The following is a 15,957-nucleotide window of genomic DNA, read 5'->3' as shown; positions in this document are numbered from 1 at the left end:
CTACTGCTTGCCGAGCCATTTACGCACCGTCATGCGGGTCACCCCCAACTCGGCGGCGATCTGCGTTTCGGGGACGCCTTCATTGTGGGCGGATCGGGCTAGGTTCTGGGCGATCCGCGAGGCGTCGTCCAGTGCTGTGCGTGCGCGGGCGAGCTTCTTACCGTGTGCTTTACGTTCGTCGGCGGTGTAACTATCCATGTCTACCGGTATACAGGATTGGGTGTAAACCCTTATACAGGGCTTGTGGCCGAAGAGTCGACACCTAAGCGTGGCGTGGATCGGCATCGCATCGGCCAGCGCGCCAAGTCACCATTGGTGAACTCAACGCCGATTCGCCAGTATTAGGCCAGTCACAGAGCCAGGCAGCATCTGCTGGAAGCTACCCCAACCCCGTCAAATACACCGGGATCGAATATGCGGCTTTACCGGTAAATCCGGCCGTTTTCATCTAATGAATCAGCCGGGGCCGCTTCCACCCGGGGACGGTCTTGTTCCCGACAACCACGTAGCGAAACGTCTCTATATCGCCCAGCTCAACCGTGTTTCCGATGTCAGAGAAGCATTTGCGAGACACGGCGGAGATCGCTAACAGACCATCCCGACTGCAGGGGTCAGAACATCACGCCGGGACAACAATCTTCAGCGAGTCCAGTGCGCCGGAACTCAATCGAGCAAGCTCGGCGGCCTCGTTTCCATCGAGGGCGACCGCCAGAATCGCCGCCATCCGCCGGTTTGTCTGTTGTTCCACAGCGGCATAGAGATCAGCTTTGTCCGCCCCGTTGGCGAACGGTTCCGGCCAGCCGAACATCGCCGCGTAATCGTGCCCTTTGTTGAGCATGTGCGCCTCGACGGGCGAAATGCCGGAATTGGTGAGGATGCTGAAATGCACGCCGGCCCGCAACTCTCGGAGGATGAACATCACCTGCATCGCCCGCGCCGGAGCGTCGTTGGCCAAAGGCATTCTGCGCCAGCCGGCGTATAAGGGCAGGCCTGCGTCTGGTGTCACCGCGGTGATCTTTTCCCCCAGCACCGCAAGGCGGTCCAGCCCCTGCGCACCGGCCAGGTACTTGCGGGCGAAGCCCGCTGTTTGGTCCCAGTAGAGCTTGGCCGCTTCGGCCGCAGGGCGGACAGCGATGCCTTCCTCCCATAGGGAGCAGAGGAGGTTCGGCTCGAAGATCACAAATACCGAGCTGACCGCGACTCCAGTGGCCTCACCGAGCACACCGCCGCGGCCTGCGACGTATCCCGAAAACGGGTTCTCGTACCCGGCTGCCACGCTTTCAGCGAAAGTCTCGGGATGCAACATGAACAAAGTGATGGCTTGCCCGATCGGGGCGCCCGCAGCCGTGGCGGGTTCCAGCATCTCGTTGTGGCCGATCACATTTCCCTCCGTAGCGGTTTCCGAATCCAAAACTTGGAGAATTCTCCGTGCCGGAGTCAGCCGACCCCGACGGGGACGTTGGCATCGGGAGTCGGTGCGGGCGGAACTCCCTCTTCGCTTTGCCGGCGGAGTTGCTTTCTGGTCACGTAGCCGATGTAGATGCCGAAGATGGCGACGGCTGTGCCGACGGCGGTAAGCAGGGGCGCGAAGACAACAAGCGGCGGCCAGTTGGTGTCGACGATGACGTAGTTGGGTTGTTGGCGTTCCAGGGCGGGAATGACGTCATCGCGGAAGTAGTCTCTGATGAGTGGCACGGTGCGAGCCGGGGTGCCGTCGAAGCGGGTCAGGCCTTCGGTGCCCGGTACCTCGGCCCAGCCGTCGGTGACGAGCTTCAAACTGGTGAACAATTGGTATGTCTGGGGGAAGTCGGTCCGCAGGGTGTCGTACATCTGCTCGGTTGAGATGTTTGATTGGTTGGCGAGGTATTCCATCAACCTCGTCGCATCGGCGGTGGAGGCTGAGAACGGTACGCCGTCGAGCAGGTTGGCGGTGTGGGGGAAATCCAGGTGGACCAGTTCTCGTACGTCCTGCACCGGGATACCGACCTCGTCGGCCACATGGTCGAGCAGCTTGGGGTATTGCTCGGTGACGCCGCCGTCGGGCAGCACCGCTGGCCCGAGGGCGTTGACGAAGACACTGATGAATTCGATTCCTGCCCGGTCCCCGACGATGCGGTCTTTGGCGAAAACCGATCTGGTGTCGTTGAGTAGGTGGTGTCCGCCGATCAGTCGGGGGAACAGGTTCAGCGCCAGTACCAATCCGACGATCGCAAGGCCGACGACTGAGACGACCACCCATGCGAATCTGGTCGGATTCCGCGGCACCCGTCGCCATGTCAGGACGATCATGGTGGTGCCGAACACGATGACGATGAGGCCCAAGGCCAGCAGCAGCGGCGCAAGGAAACCGACGCCACCCCGAACACCGAGGGGGCGGAAGTTGGCTTGCTGACGCTCAACGGGCGCGACGACTTCTTCACTGAGATATGTGCGCAGTTCGGGCATCGTCCGCACCGGCGTGCCGTCGAAGCGGGTCAGCTTCTCGGTGCCCGGGATCGCGTCCCACCCGTTGGTCAGTTTTGGCAGGTTGACATAGACCTGCCAGATCGCTGGGTAGTCGGTCTGCAACATGGTGTCTACCTCGTGAGGTGACATAAATAGGATCGTGCCCAAATAGTGGACCAGCTTGGGCAGTTCGGCGCTGACCTCCGGCAGCGGAAGGGAGGCGAGAAAGCCGTTGATGGCCGGGAAGTCGTCACGCATCAGTGCTTGCGCGTCCTGAGTAGAGCGTCCGGTTCGCTGCGCGATGAAGTCGATCAGCTTGGGGAACTCGCCCGCTGCCCCGTCGGGGTGCATCATCGCATCGCCGGTATCGGTTGCGGCGGAAACTATTTCGATGCCTCCGCGATCCCCGGTCACCCGGTCGACAGTGAATGCTGGGTTCAGGTCGTTGACCATCGTTTGCGCGGCACCCAGGCGCGGGAACAGTTGCCACCACACCACCAGAATGATCACGATCACGCCGACCAGCGTGACGACGGCCCAACAGATCGGCACCGCTTTGCCTTTCATACGCACCTCCGTCATTGCAGCGGTTAGAGCTTCGGCGTTAGGTCCATGAAGCTGATGGTCGACATACCGGTCACCAACCATCGCGACCCCTGATGTTTCATGGCCAGCCGGTAGGACACGAACTTCAGCGAGGGAATGTTCTGGGTGAGCGGGCTGCTGGCGGTGGTGTTGGTGAAGACGATCGCCACGGCCTCGTCGTCATCCAACGACTCCACGCCCACACCGACGACGTCGGTGGTGTTGGTGACCTGGGCCTGCTTGTTCGGCGCAGCCACGGCGTCGACAAAGTCTCGGTACTGAGCATCGAAGTCGCCGCTGAGAAATCCCGCCGCGCGGTCGGGCAATGTGTCGATGGTGTCGGGGGCGTAGGTCCATAGCGCGGTGATCGCTCCGGTCGCGGAGCGGGCGACCTCCATCCTGGCCGCGGCCTCGGCGCGATCGGCCAGGTAGGAATGCACGGCGATGCCCGCGAATGCTGCGCAACCGACGAACAGCACTGACGCCGCGCAGGCCGCAGTGACCAGCCATGTGCCCAAACATCCTCGGCTCGTTGCGGTGTCGGCGTCGGCGTCGCCACCTTTACAGGCGGTGTCGGCGTCCTCGTCCTCGGGGCTCTCGGCAGTCACATCATCGGTATCAGGCTGCTGATCTTCCATTGCCGATCCCCTTCCTTTGTCGCCGTGACCACCCATCGGTTCGCCCTTTCGGCGAGCAATGTGCCGTCTGGAGCCTGTGACGTGAATTTGGTGACCACCAGCACGTCGATGCTGCCGTCGTCGTTGCGTCGTGAGACTCCCGCATCAAGCACGGTGCCCGTGGTCGGTTCGGCTCTGGCCACTTCGACGAGGATCTGGTTTTGGTTGGCGCGGTACTGCTCTGCGAAGTCGCCGGTGGCGTAGGTCGAGATCCGGTCGGTGTAATCGTTGGCGTGGAACGGGTCCGGGGAGGTGAATTCGGTCATGAAGGAGTGCACGAAACCCAGCGCTGCGGCATCGTCGATCGTTGTCCGCCAGTGCTTTTGATGAGAAATCAACACCTGGGTGCAGAAAATGATCGCCGCCGCCGATGTGATCGCGGCGAATATCGCGACGAGTTCAAACCCCCGGCGTCGTGGCCTCCGCACAACGGGAACAGAGGTCGGGCTGTCCAAGTGGAGCGACCAGAAATCAGTGTCGCTTCCGGGATCGAACTTGCGTCTTGGGCTCATGGCCTTGCCTCGGCGGCTTGGGGTTCGGTGACGACGGCGACGTCGTCGACCTTCCAGTCGCGGGTACCTGACTTGGCGAACACGACCCGCACCGACGCGGTGATGTATCGCTGCGCGGGGGTGCGCCGCGTTGGCCTTGCAAGAACACGAGCATGGTGACCTGATCGGGTGTCGCGGTCAGCACGGAACTGTTGGTCACCCAGTACTCGTTGCGCACCGCGGTCGATTTGGCCACCGCCTCTTGCTCTGCGGTCAGGTCCGCGCGGTACTTGTCGGTTGCCAGCGATCGCGCCCGCTCGAAGTCGGCTCCGATGGTGTCGGGATAGTAGCTGAGAATCTGCTCGACCATGTGCGGCCCCTTCTGCGCGACCTGCGCGGTGGCCTCAGCGACCGAGTGGTCAGGTTGGCGCACAACGGTATAGCTGAGGGCTGCTCCGCTGGCACACACGGCCGCAGCGGCAATCAGCAGCGCCGTAGCGCGCAGCCGAGGGGTGCGGTCCGGCCGTGCCGAAGCGCAGACGCGCGCCTGCGTACCCAACAGCATGTCGGCGAAGGTGCGTCGGCGTGAGTCCCATAGCGGCCACAGCCAGCCCGCGAACCCCGCGACGGTGTCCACCAGGTGGGCGAGGTCGCGAAGCAGCAGCAACCACACCCCGGGCGCCGCTTCGTGGTTGCGCACCAGCGTGATACCGACGACGGCCCGCCCGAGACTCTGCCCGCTCGTCGCAGGCATCACTAGTCGGTTGTAGGCCGCCCACAGGATCGTCATCGCGCCGATTGCCACGCAGACCCACCACCACACCCCGTGCAGCGGTACCGACATTGCTACCAGCGCCGTCGTCGCGAGCACCGCCGCGGCAGGCAGGATGTCCACGGCAAGCGCGGCCGCACGTGATGCCCACGACGCCAGCACGAGCCGACCGTCGGCGTCGCTCCGTGACACCGTCGACGTCTCGGTGTCGGTGTCGGTGTCGGTGATTGTCACCTGGCCACCTGGTCGAGTTCGGCGATTTTGAACTGGCCGTTCTCGGGGACCATCGTCACCCGCACCCGGTAGCTATTCTCCCTGTCCGCGGCACCGGGTTGGGAGACCTTGGCGCGGAAGGCGACCAACGTGACGATCGAACCGTCGTCGTTGGTGCGTTCCACCGCGGCGTGCATTTCCGGCAGCGCAACCTGGACGTCCACGGCTTGGTAGGCCTGGATCAGGACGGCACCCAACCAGGCGGCCTGCGCACCGAAATTGCCAGTCGAGCACTCGGTGAGCTTCTGTTGGCTGCTGGGTACCGCAGCCGCGTCGCGAGGCTGGGTTGCGGTGACACAGTCCTTGGCGGCCGCTACTGCAGCGGCGTGCGCCTGGGTCATCGCTTGACTTTGCCGGTGGGCTTGAAGCGCCAGGTACCCGCCGGCTGCGGCGCCGCCGGCCAGCAGCGTGAGGGCCGCCGTGATGGCGATCAACCCTCGCCGACCCAGTCGCGACGCGGTCTCACCAGCGGCGTTCAGCCCGTCGGCGCCAGCATCTGCTTCCATCCGTCGTCTCCTGGTTCGATCGTGTTGTCCAACGAGTAGCGCACGCCGTCGGGTCCGGTGACCTCACCGGATTGAGTTTGCAAGGGCAGTCCGGCCGGGGTGTAGACGCACGGGTTGGGTTGTTGGCCGTTGCATTCGACCGTGCCGGCACCTGGCGGTGAGAGCGGGTCGCTGACCGGAGACAGTGGTCCGGGCAGCTGGTCGGCGGGCAGCGGATTCAGGCCTGTGTTGATCGATGGAGCGGGGATCACCTGGCCGGGTTTGACCGGCTGGTCGCAGCGTGCGGCCGGCGCCGGGCAGTTGATGATCTGGTTGGGGTCGCCGTACCACGGGTTGGTGCCTAGCGGTACGTAGGGCTCGCCGCTGCGACATTCCTGTGGTGAGGCGGCCCGTCTGCCGGGAACATCGACGCACGGAATGTTGCGGGCGCCGCGCACCGCGTTGGCGGTGGTGTCTTGCGGAATCTTGCAGTACGTTCCGGCCGGTAGCGGTGCCGCGCTGGTGTCGGCCGGCGATCGCCACTGTGAGGCGGGAACGAAACCGGTCAGACACGGCGGCGGCTGGTTGATCGCCAGCCCGAGGTCGATGCGGGCCTCACCGGGAAACGCCAGTGTCGTTGTTTGAGCGACCGAGCCGACCTGTGGCAGCAACACCAGCACCTGTTCGACACCGGTGCGGTAGCGCAGCAGCAGCCCGGTCACGACCTCGAGGTTGGCCAGCGTCTGAGGCAGTGACTCCCGCACGCCGCCCACCATGTCGTTGGCGGCGTCCAGCGTGGGGGCCGCGTTGGATAGCACGCTCCTCAGTTGCGGATCCTGTTGAGCCGTTTGGGTGGCTACGACGTTGAGGTTGTGGATCCACTGTTTGATCTCCTCGCCGGAGGCGGCCTGGCTGTTCAGTAGCGGCACCGATTTGGCGATGACGTCGTTGATGTCGGCGGTGTTGGCCTCGAATTCGCCGGCCAGCGACTGGGTGGAATCGACAAGACGGTGCAATGCCGGGCCAAGCCCGCCCACCGCCTGTGACGTCTCATCCAGCAATGAGGCGATCTTTTCCTTGGGCAGCGCCGCGAGTCCGCGCTCGACGGCGTCCAGTGCCATACCGATATCTTCGGGCACCGTGCCCGTGGTGATGGTCTGTCCCGGGGAGAGGTACTTGCCCGAGTCGTTGTCGGATACCAGATCCAGGTACTGCTCGCCTACCGCGGAGACCGAATGCACGTTGGCGCTGGCGTCGACGGGGATCTTGTAGCGGTCGTCGATGCTCAACGTCGCCCGCACGCCGGTCTTCGTCGGCTCCACGGCGGTCACCTTGCCGATCGTGGCGCCGCGGTAGGTGACGTTGGCCGTGCGGTAGAGACCGCCGGATGCCGGTAGTTCCGCTGTCAGGGTGTATTGCCCGATGCCGACCGCGGACGGCAGCTGTAGGTAGTACCCGCCCAGCACCACCATCGTGACCACGGTCAACACGGCGAAGGCGATCAGCTGGTTGCGGACGAATCGGGTCCTCATCGCTCACTGACCTCTTTCCACCAGCGGGCCGCCCGGGGCGTTGTTCGGGTTCGGGGTGAACCGGACGTCGGGGATCATGGTGGCCGGGTCGCGGCCCCAGGCCTGCTCGAGCGCGCGCAGAGATCCCGAGACGCCGGTTCCGGTGAGGATTCCGTTGTCGATGGCGCTGAGGGTGAGATCGACGTTCAGTGAGGTGTTGATGTAGTCGCCCCGGAACGTCTTGGGCACGGCGTCGATGTCGAAGGGTGCGGTCAGCGCCAGCTTCAACGCCGGCACGACGTAGGGCGCGGCCCGGACAAGTTGTGCCAGTGGTCGCTGCAGGGACACCAGATTTCGGTGCAGGCCCGGCGACGACGCGTCGACCGTCCGCAACGTCGCCTCACTGAACCGGCCCAGCGACTCGACTGCTTCGATGACGCGGCCGTGCGAGTCGCTCAGATACTCGACCAGCGGCGGCAGCTCGGTGAGCGCCTCCTTGAGGGTGTTGTTGCGCTCGGCGGCGATGGCCAGCAGCCGGTCGGCCGAGTCGATGGCGTGGGTGATGTCGCCGATCTGCTGTTCCAGCTTGGCGGTGAAGGTGTCCAGCTTGTCCAGCAGCGCGCGGATCTGCTCGGCGCGCCCGTCGACGACGTTGTAGACCTCGTTGGTGATCGCCTCCAGGTTCGCTACTCCCCCGCCGCGCAGCAGCAGGGCGATGCTGGCCAGCGTCTGTTCGGTGGTAGGAAACGCCGACGAGTTCTTCAGCTCGATGGTGTCGCCGTTGGCCAGCGGCTGCGGCGACGGATCCTGCTGCGGCGGCGCCAGTTCCAGATGCTGGGTGCCCAACAGGCTGGTTTGGCCGATCTTGGCGGTGGCGTTGCGCGGCAGTGCTACGCCCTTGTTCAGGTCGACCGTCAGGGTGGCGATCCAGTTCTTCAACGCGATTTCACGGACCCGGCCGACGTAAACGTCGGCGACCAGGACCTTGCTGTTGACGGTGAGTCCCAGCGTGTCGGGCATCTGCACGTACACGGTGGAAGAACCCGGCCGGTCGCCGGGCCCCCCGGGGATTGGCACGTTGGCGATGCCGCGCCACCCCCCGCAGGAACTCACCGTCACCGCCGCGGCGACCAGCACCAGCGCCCGCCAGCTCGCACGCCGGAGCCGACGCGCCACCATCAACCCGCGCCGCTGGGTCTGGGCGCGGCGCACGCCTCCCGCGCTCACTGGCCCGCCCCTGCCGGTGCCTCAGCGGGCAGCGGCGGGCCAGCGGCCGGCGCCTCAGCGTAGGGAGAGGTCGCTGATGGCGCGGGTGTGGGGGCGACCGGGCCGGGGATCACGTCTGGTCCCGGCCCTGGGGGCGGGCCCGGCTGTGGATACCACGGCGGGGGCAGCGGGGTGTTCTCGGTATAGGCATTCGGCGGGCCGGCCAAGTTGTGACCGCCCGACGGGGGCGCGGCGTCGGGGCCGCCCATCAGCTCGGTCAGCGATTGCGGCGTCAACAGCCCGGCGGTGCGTGGCCGGACCTGGGTGCCCTGCATTCCCGGCGCGGTTACCCATCCGGGTTCGTAGTTGCCGTGGGAGAAGAGTGTGTCCGGTGAGAAGATGCCGGGCACGGTGGTGTCCTTGAATCCTGGTGGCGGCTGCAGCCGTGGTTCGGAGTAGGCGACCTGCTTGGGCAGCGTCTCGGCGGTGGAGAACGGCATCAGCCCAAACGGCAGATAGTTGAACTTGATGGCGTCGAGGACCGGGGTCAGGTACTGCGCGCACAATTCGGCGGAATCCTGATAGCCGAGCCGGCTTCCCGCCTGGATCGCGCTGCATACCAGTTGCAGCGGGTTCGCGAAGTTGGTGACCGCCGGGATGATCGTCAGTGCGCCGTGGCTGGGGTGGTAGGCGTTGTTGGCGTTGGCCGCAAACGTCGGGAACACGTGCAGGAAGGTCTCCAGGGCCTGTTGTTGGTCGGGCTGCACGAGTGGGGTGGTGGCCTCGGAGAGGTTGTTGAGGTCGGTGGTCAGCACCGCAGCGTTGTCATCGAGGAACGTGCGCAGCACCGGTAGCAGTGCGTTGAGTTGGACCACCGCGTCGGCGACGTCGTGATCGGTCGGGGTCAGGCTGTTGGTGAGCTGTGCCAGGTTGTCGTTCAGCGATATCAGCTGCTGTTCGTTGATGTGCAGGGCGTTCAAGAATGCGGCCAGACCCCGCAGCACCGCGAATGTCTCGCCGCGACTGTCGTTGAGCGCGGTCAGCGCCGTCGACAGGCTGTTCAGCGATGTGTTGATTGCTTCGCCCTTGCCCGCCAGCCCGTCGGCCAGCGCTTCGATGGTGTCGCCGAAGGGCCCTTTGGGTTGTTCGGGTGTCGGGCCCAGGGCCTCGACCGTTTTGCCGATGCTGTCGCGCAGGTCGTCCCATTCCACGGGTACTTGAGTACGTTCGATCGGGATCACCGTGTTGTTCGTGAGCACCGGGCCACCGTCGTAGGCGGGTTCGAGCTGGATGTTGCGTGACGCGACCAGGGTCGGATTGAGGATGACCGCAGAGGCGTCGGCGGGCACTTTGTACTTGTTCTGGTAGTGAAACGTCACCTTCATCTTGTCGCCAGCCGGTTCGACGGTGTCCACCGATCCCACCGGCACGCCCATGATCGCGACGTCGTCACCGGGATACAGGGCGTTGGCCTGCTCGAAGTAGGCCACGATGGTGTTGGTCGTCATCGTGCGATACAGCCGCCACCCCCCGTAGCCGACGGCCGGTGCGAGCACCACCGCGAGCACCGCGACGATGGCCGTCTTGCGCGACAACCTGCCCAGCCGACGTCGAGATATGTCGAAGACGGTGCTCACTGACTACCTCCGGGGGTGTCGGACGGCGCTGGCGGCACCGGTACCGTTCTGGCGCCCGGTGGCGCCTGCGGCAGCGGCACAGGCGTGCCGGGAGCGTTCGGCGGCGGCGCACCGGGAGCCGCGGCTGCCGGTACTCCTGCCGTGGGCGGGAGACCGTTCGGGTTCGGGGGCGAGGTTTGGATATCGATCGGCGTCGGGTAGGCGGGCCCGCCGAACGGGCCGACATCGAGGTGCATGCAGGGCAGCGGATTATCTGGACGAGGAAGGCCGTCCGCTGGGGGGGTGTAGGAACACGGCGATCCTTTCGGCACGGCCGGGCCTGGATGTTCGGGGGTGCCCTCCAGCACCGGCGGCGCCGGCGGCGGTGCACCGTTGGGGAACCGGGCGCCGTTGGGGTCGGGCCACTGGAAGGCCGGCAGCCCAGCACCGCGCCAGAAGTTCTCCGGGTCGATGCCGCGCTCTTTGAACGCCGCGTCCACGAACGGCTGCAGAACCTGATAGGGGGCCAGGTTGAAGATGGCTGCCTTGACGTAGGGGCCCGAGGACACAATCTCGGACAACGACGCCACGAACTTGCCCAGTTCAGTGACGGTGGTCAGCAGATCGTCCTTGCGCTTCACCAGCACCTCGCTCACCGCGTTGACCTGTGTGAGCACGGTATTCAAGTTCGGGTTGTCGTTGATCAGCCCCTGAACTTGGGTCGAGACCGCCGTGATGTTGCTCAACAACGCGTCGACGGCCCGGCCCCGCTGGTTGATCGCGGTCAACAGACCCTGGGCGTTGACCAGCAGCCGGTTGATCTGATCACCGTGGATACCGAGTACCCCGGCGACCTTGCTGACCTCACCAAGCAGATACTGGACCTGCTCATCGCGCTTGCCGACGGTGTCGGCAAACCGCTCCACCCCGTCCAAGGTCGAACTCAGATGCGGCGCCGTCTGATCGACCGTGTCCTTGAGCACCTGCAGCGATTGCCGGACGGTGTCGAGATCCCAGCCGGCCGCAGCCTTGGTGGCGTCGAAGAAGGCGTCATAGATCTGGTAGGGCGTGGTGGTTTGACCGACCGGCAGTGTTGCGCCTGGGCGCAACGGCTGCTCGCCGCGCGGATCGATCTCCAGTACCTTGCGGCCTAAAATGGTGTCGGTGCGGATCGCCAATCTGCTCTGCGTGCCAATAGTGTTGCCGCCCAGCGTGAATCGAACCACGACGCGCGGGGTTGCGATATTGACTTCCTGCACGGTGCCGACGTCCATGCCCAGGATGCGCACCTTGTCGCCGACGCGCAGCGCACCGGAGTCGGTGAACTCGCCGTAGTAGCGGGGCTCTGCGTTGAGTATCGGCACGCTGGTGAAGCTCTGTCCCACCCCAATGACGAGCACGGTCAGGATGACGGCCATGATGCCGGTACGGACGCGGGTCGACGGTTCCAGTGCCCTCATTGTGGTGTGCACCTTCCCGTCGGCTGCTGCGTCAACCGAACCGTGCGCACGGGACCGCCGGGCTGAAGACCGTTGAGCGTCAACGTGATGTCACAGAGGTAAAGGTTGATGAAGTCGCCGTAGGTGCCCGCGCTGCGGCCCAGCAGTGTCAGCGCGGTCGGCAGCTTGTGCAGCAGGTCGTCGAGCTCGCCGGACTGGTCGACCAACGGCTGCAGCACACCCTGCGCAGAGCTGATGGTGCTCTGCAGCAGCGGTCGATTGTCGCTGAGCAGCCCCGACAGTGCCCCGGTTGCCTTGCTCAGGCTCGCGACGCTGTCAGCGAGCGGATCGGCTCGTTCGTTGAGACCGGTGATCAGCGTCTCGAGGTTGGTGATGGTGGCATCGACGTCGCCGGCCTTGTCGATAATGCTGTCCAGCACGGTGCTGAGATTTTTCACCACCGCACCGATCGCCTCGTCGCGGTCGGCCAATTCCGAAGTCAGGCGCGAGGTTTGGTCGAGGATGTCGTTGATCGTGCCGCCTTGGCCCTGGAACACCGTGATGATCGCCGAGGCGATGGTGTTGATCTTTTCGGGGTCTAAACCCCGAAACACCGGTCGAAAACCCCCGATCAACGCATCCAGGTCCAGCGCTGGCTGGGTCTGCGTCAGCGGAATCGTACCCCCGGCAGGCAACAGCCGGTCGCTGCCGTCACCGTCGCCGCGCTTGAGCTCAAGGTAGCGTTCGCCGATCAGGTTGGCGTAGCGGATGTGCGCGATGGTCGATTGATACAGCGGCAGCGAGGAGTCCACGTCGAAGTCCACCCGGATGCGGTGACCACCACCGACGAGTTGGACCTTCTTGACCTTGCCCACCTCGACGCCGGAGGCCCGGACGAACTGTCCTTGCCGTATCCCGCTGGCCGAGGAGAACTCCGCGGAATAGCCAGATGTCCTGTCGAAGCGGATCTGACCGAACACCACCACGGTGATCGCGGTGAAGCTCAGCAACACCAGCGAGAGGGCGGCGAGTTTGACAGCAGTTGCAGCGAGTTTCATGGGTTGACCGTGTACTCCCCCACTTGGCGGCCCCAGACATATTCGTTGGCCCAGGGCGTTCCGATCTCGAAGTGGTTGTAGGGGGCGACGCTGGCACCCGTGTCGAGCACCAGGGCGGGCGCCGGCCACAAGTCCCGGGTGATTTCCTGCCAGCAGCCCGGCGCGCCACCGGGTCCGCCTCTGGCGTTGACTCTGGGCAGGTTGTCCGGGAAGACATACGGATTCGTGCCGCCAACCAGTTGCGTGTGGGCCCGCAGCGAGTAGCCGTTGCCGGTGCCCTCTGCCGCCGCGACCGCAGGGCGCACCTCGGCGACGTTGCGGATCGTGCAGAAGAGTTCAGGGCTGTAGGTGTCCAGAAGCGCGGACGTCGGCGCCAGCTGATCCAGCGTCTGAGCCAAATGGGGGCCGGCATGCTCGAGCACGTCGGCTCCGGTGTTGCCGAATCCGATCGCGGCCAACAGCGTCGCATCGAGGTCGTGTTGCTGCTCATTGAGTGTGCGCGCGGTGGTGGTGACGTTATCCAGGAAGCTCCACAGGTCGGGCGAGGCGTCGGCGACCGTATCTGCAATTGTTGCCAGCTGTGTGACGTCGTGGTGCAACTGGTCCATCTGCGGGTTGAGATTGTCGAGAACCTTGTTTCCATTGACCAAGGATTCGCCGAACTTCTCACCCAAACCCGACAGGGCCTCAGCGGCCCCGCTCAACGTCAGATTCAGCTTCACCGGGTCGATGGTCTCGGCGATGGACGTCAACGTCTGAAAAACCGTGTTGATCTCCGTGGACACCGACCGCGCGTCGATCACGTCAGCAGTGGTGATCGGCGCCCCCGGATCCTTCGGCGATGCCAGCGCCACGTATTTGCCGCCGAACACCGTCGTCGCCCTAATCGCGGCGTCGACGTTGACCGGAATCAGATCGACGTACCGTGGCGAGACATCCAAGGTGAACTGTGCCGCCGGCTTGCCGTCACGGGCAATCTCGCTGATGCTGGCCACCTTTCCGACCTCCACGCCGTTGAAGGTGACCTTGGACCCGGGCCCGATCAGCAGTCCCGCGCGATCGGAGACCAGCGTCAACGGCACCTTGGAGGTGAACCCTCCGCGAAACTGCACGAAAACCACGACCCCGAGCAGGACCAACACCACCACCGCGACCCCGGCCACCGTCTTGTAAGGCGGCGTGTGTCGTGCGTTCCCGAGCACCGGCATCGTCATGGGGCTACACCGTCAGGTTGAAGTTGGGGTCGACGCCATAAAGCGCCAACGAGGACAGCATCGCCACCACCACCACGGCGACCAGCGAGAAACGCATCGACCGGCCGACGGCTTCACCGACACCGACGGGGCCGCCTGCGGCGGTATAGCCGTAGTAGCAGTGAGTGATCATCACGATCACCGCAATCACCGCAGCGACCACGAACGACCAGAACACATCGTCGGGGCGCAGGAACGTTCGGAAGTAGTGGTTATAAGTGCCACTCGACTGCCCGTAGAGCACTGTGGTCACTAGCTGTGGAGACGCAAACGCCATGACCATCGCCAGGCCGTACAGCGGTAGGATCACCACGATTGCGGCGATGATCCTCGTCGACGCCAGAAACGCGACGGACTTGACCCCCATTACCTCCAGGGCATCGATTTCCTCGCTAATGCGCATGGCGCCCAGTTCGGCTGTGGCACCGGCCCCGACGGTCGCGGCGAGCGCGATGCCGGTGACGACGGGGGCGGCGATGCGGACATTGACCAAAGCGGCAAAGAATCCGGTGAATACCTCGACCCCGATGTTGCCCAGCGATGAGAAGCCTTGGATGGCGACCAGTGAACTCCCCGACAGCGTGATGAAGCCGACGATCGCCACGGTGCCACCCACCACCGCGAGCGCTCCGGTGCCCATCCCGATCTGTGCGATCAGCCGGACTGTCTCGGCGCGGTAGTTGCGAAGCGTGGTCGGGATCTGGCCGACGCTGGCCAGCGTGAACCACACCATCTGCCCGAAAGTGTCCAACGCGCGGGCCGGACCGCCGGCCAAGCGGCCGACGTTCGTTGCCGCCCTAGGGAAACGCGCACGCACGACAGTGCTGGTGGACATGTCAGTGCCCCGTCCCGAACCGCACACCGATGGTCGTCAGCACAACGTTGACCGCGTACAAGGCGATGACACACAGCACAACGGTTTCATTGACAGCGGTACCGACACCCTTGGCTCCGCCCGACACGGTCAGACCCGGTAGCAGCCGACCAACCCGGCGATCAGACCGAACGACACGGCTTTCACCGTCGCGATCACCACCTCAGGCAGGCCGGTGATCAGCGTCAAAGTAGACAGATACGCGCCGGCGGAGACGTCCTGCAAGTACACGCTGAACGCAAAACCCCCAACCAACCCGACGATCACCACTAGGCTGTTGAGCAGCGTGGCAACGATCGTCGCGGCAAGCACCCGGGGTAGAACCAACCGCCGAATGGGGTCGATGCCCATCACTTCCAGCGCGTCGATTTCCTCCCGGATGGTGCGCGCCCCCAAATCCGCACAAATCGCGGTCGAACCGGCCCCCGCCACCACCAGAACCGTTGTCAAAGGACCTAACTGAGTGACAGCACCCAACGCAGCGCCGGCACCCGAAATATCTGCTGCGCCGAACTCGGCCAGCAGAACATTCAAGGTGAACGTCAACAGCACCGTCAAAGGAATCGCCGCCATGATCGTCGGCAGAATCGTCACCCGCAGCAAAAACCACGACTGCAGAATCAATTCCCGCCACTCCAACGGTGGGCGAAACAACGCCCTACCCGTCAACGAACACATCCGCGCAAACGCACCCACATGGCCGAGTGGGCGACTCAACTGAACACCCAAGCTGCCCGCCAGCCGAGGCGAGGCGATCACAGCTGGGGCCTCGTGGCGTATCCGCTTCGCCGCTCTACAATGCCTCTTTGCGTCGACCAGTTGTACCGCACAGTCGGCGTGAAGATCAGCACCGTAAGCGAAATCGCCGCCACGGCGGTCGGCAATATTGTGAAGCGCAAAAGAAACCAGCTCTGCACAATCAGCTCGCGCCAGTCGCGCGGCCGCTTAAGGCGCGCCCCCGCGGCCATCATGGACAAGGATGCAGATCCACCGAGCGGGCGACGCGACTGTGAGCCGCGATAGCGGAACACGTCCATCGGCGAAGCCATCATTCGGTGGTCCTTCCATTTGTAGGCAGACACAGCAGCTGGCCCGACACACCGCTGACGTCCACGTCTGCGCGATCACCGGCCTACGAGGCGAATCACGTAGCGGTCAGCGTCGCATAAGCCCGAATGTCAGCGGTACCTCCGTTCGGAGGTACCGTTGCGAAGTTTGCGCTGCGAGGCTGTAAGTCGAGCAAAGCCGAATCAATCGCCGCGTGGTCGCCGC

Annotated in this window: 14 protein-coding genes and 2 pseudogenes; all 16 read right to left on the bottom strand. The window is 64.6% G+C overall.

Annotated elements, in window-relative coordinates; all coding sequences use genetic code 11:
• Positions 1-198, bottom strand: a complete 198-nt coding sequence (locus D3H54_RS30385; protein ID WP_149383901.1) for a helix-turn-helix domain-containing protein — start codon at positions 196-198, stop codon at positions 1-3.
• A 421-nt stretch (positions 199-619) separates the two neighbouring features.
• Positions 620-1,363 carry an SCO6745 family protein gene (locus D3H54_RS30380; RefSeq protein ID WP_432246296.1) on the bottom strand — a complete coding sequence of 248 codons (744 nt, stop codon included), beginning with the start codon at positions 1,361-1,363 and terminating at the stop codon, positions 620-622.
• A gap of 74 nt (positions 1,364-1,437) precedes the next feature.
• The gene (locus D3H54_RS30375) at positions 1,438-3,012 is read right to left on the bottom strand and encodes a hypothetical protein (RefSeq protein WP_149383900.1); all 1,575 of its coding nucleotides are present in this window, start codon (positions 3,010-3,012) and stop codon (positions 1,438-1,440) included.
• Between the two features lie 23 nt (positions 3,013-3,035).
• Positions 3,036-3,668 (bottom strand): mammalian cell entry protein, encoded by a 633-nt coding sequence (locus D3H54_RS30370; RefSeq protein WP_149383899.1) that lies wholly within the window; start codon positions 3,666-3,668, stop codon positions 3,036-3,038.
• Positions 3,635-4,219: a mammalian cell entry protein gene (locus tag D3H54_RS30365; RefSeq protein WP_149383898.1), complete on the bottom strand. Its 585-nt coding sequence runs from the start codon at positions 4,217-4,219 to the stop codon at positions 3,635-3,637. Before D3H54_RS30365 ends, D3H54_RS30370 begins: the two co-directional genes overlap by 34 nt.
• Positions 4,216-5,162, bottom strand: a pseudogene (locus D3H54_RS30360) (RDD family protein). The gene D3H54_RS30365 and the pseudogene D3H54_RS30360 overlap by 4 nt, the downstream one beginning before the upstream one ends.
• 38 nt (positions 5,163-5,200) lie before the next feature.
• On the bottom strand, positions 5,201-5,749 hold the full coding sequence (locus D3H54_RS30355) for an Rv1363c family protein (protein ID WP_286199379.1): 549 nt from the start codon (positions 5,747-5,749) through the stop codon (positions 5,201-5,203).
• On the bottom strand, positions 5,719-7,260 hold the full coding sequence (locus tag D3H54_RS30350; RefSeq protein ID WP_149383897.1) for an MCE family protein: 1,542 nt from the start codon (positions 7,258-7,260) through the stop codon (positions 5,719-5,721). Before D3H54_RS30350 ends, D3H54_RS30355 begins: the two co-directional genes overlap by 31 nt.
• A 3-nt stretch (positions 7,261-7,263) precedes the next feature.
• A complete protein-coding gene (locus D3H54_RS30345; protein ID WP_210419787.1) occupies positions 7,264-8,421 on the bottom strand; it encodes an MCE family protein in 1,158 nt (385 codons plus the stop codon).
• 41 nt (positions 8,422-8,462) lie between these two features.
• Positions 8,463-10,082, bottom strand: a complete 1,620-nt coding sequence (locus tag D3H54_RS30340) for a virulence factor Mce family protein (RefSeq protein WP_149383896.1) — start codon at positions 10,080-10,082, stop codon at positions 8,463-8,465.
• Positions 10,079-11,521, bottom strand: coding sequence for an MCE family protein (locus D3H54_RS30335; protein WP_149383895.1), 1,443 nt, complete (start codon positions 11,519-11,521; stop codon positions 10,079-10,081). The genes D3H54_RS30340 and D3H54_RS30335 overlap by 4 nt, the downstream gene beginning before the upstream one ends.
• A complete protein-coding gene (locus D3H54_RS30330; protein WP_149383894.1) occupies positions 11,518-12,558 on the bottom strand; it encodes a virulence factor Mce family protein in 1,041 nt (346 codons plus the stop codon). Before D3H54_RS30330 ends, D3H54_RS30335 begins: the two co-directional genes overlap by 4 nt.
• On the bottom strand, positions 12,555-13,772 hold the full coding sequence (locus D3H54_RS30325; protein ID WP_149383893.1) for an MCE family protein: 1,218 nt from the start codon (positions 13,770-13,772) through the stop codon (positions 12,555-12,557). Before D3H54_RS30325 ends, D3H54_RS30330 begins: the two co-directional genes overlap by 4 nt.
• 4 nt (positions 13,773-13,776) lie before the next feature.
• The gene (locus tag D3H54_RS30320) at positions 13,777-14,646 is read right to left on the bottom strand and encodes an MlaE family ABC transporter permease (RefSeq protein WP_149383892.1); all 870 of its coding nucleotides are present in this window, start codon (positions 14,644-14,646) and stop codon (positions 13,777-13,779) included.
• A gap of 1 nt (position 14,647) precedes the next feature.
• Positions 14,648-15,363: pseudogene (locus tag D3H54_RS30315) on the bottom strand (MlaE family ABC transporter permease).
• A gap of 77 nt (positions 15,364-15,440) precedes the next feature.
• On the bottom strand, positions 15,441-15,737 hold the full coding sequence (locus tag D3H54_RS32055; protein ID WP_286199378.1) for a hypothetical protein: 297 nt from the start codon (positions 15,735-15,737) through the stop codon (positions 15,441-15,443).
• Positions 15,738-15,957: the final 220 nt, after the last annotated feature.

The sequence above is a fragment of the Mycobacterium sp. ELW1 genome (assembly GCF_008329905.1).
Lineage (GTDB): Bacteria > Actinomycetota > Actinomycetes > Mycobacteriales > Mycobacteriaceae > Mycobacterium.
The sequence above is the reverse complement of the archived record's forward strand: the minus strand, read 5'-3'. Positions and strand labels throughout refer to the sequence as shown.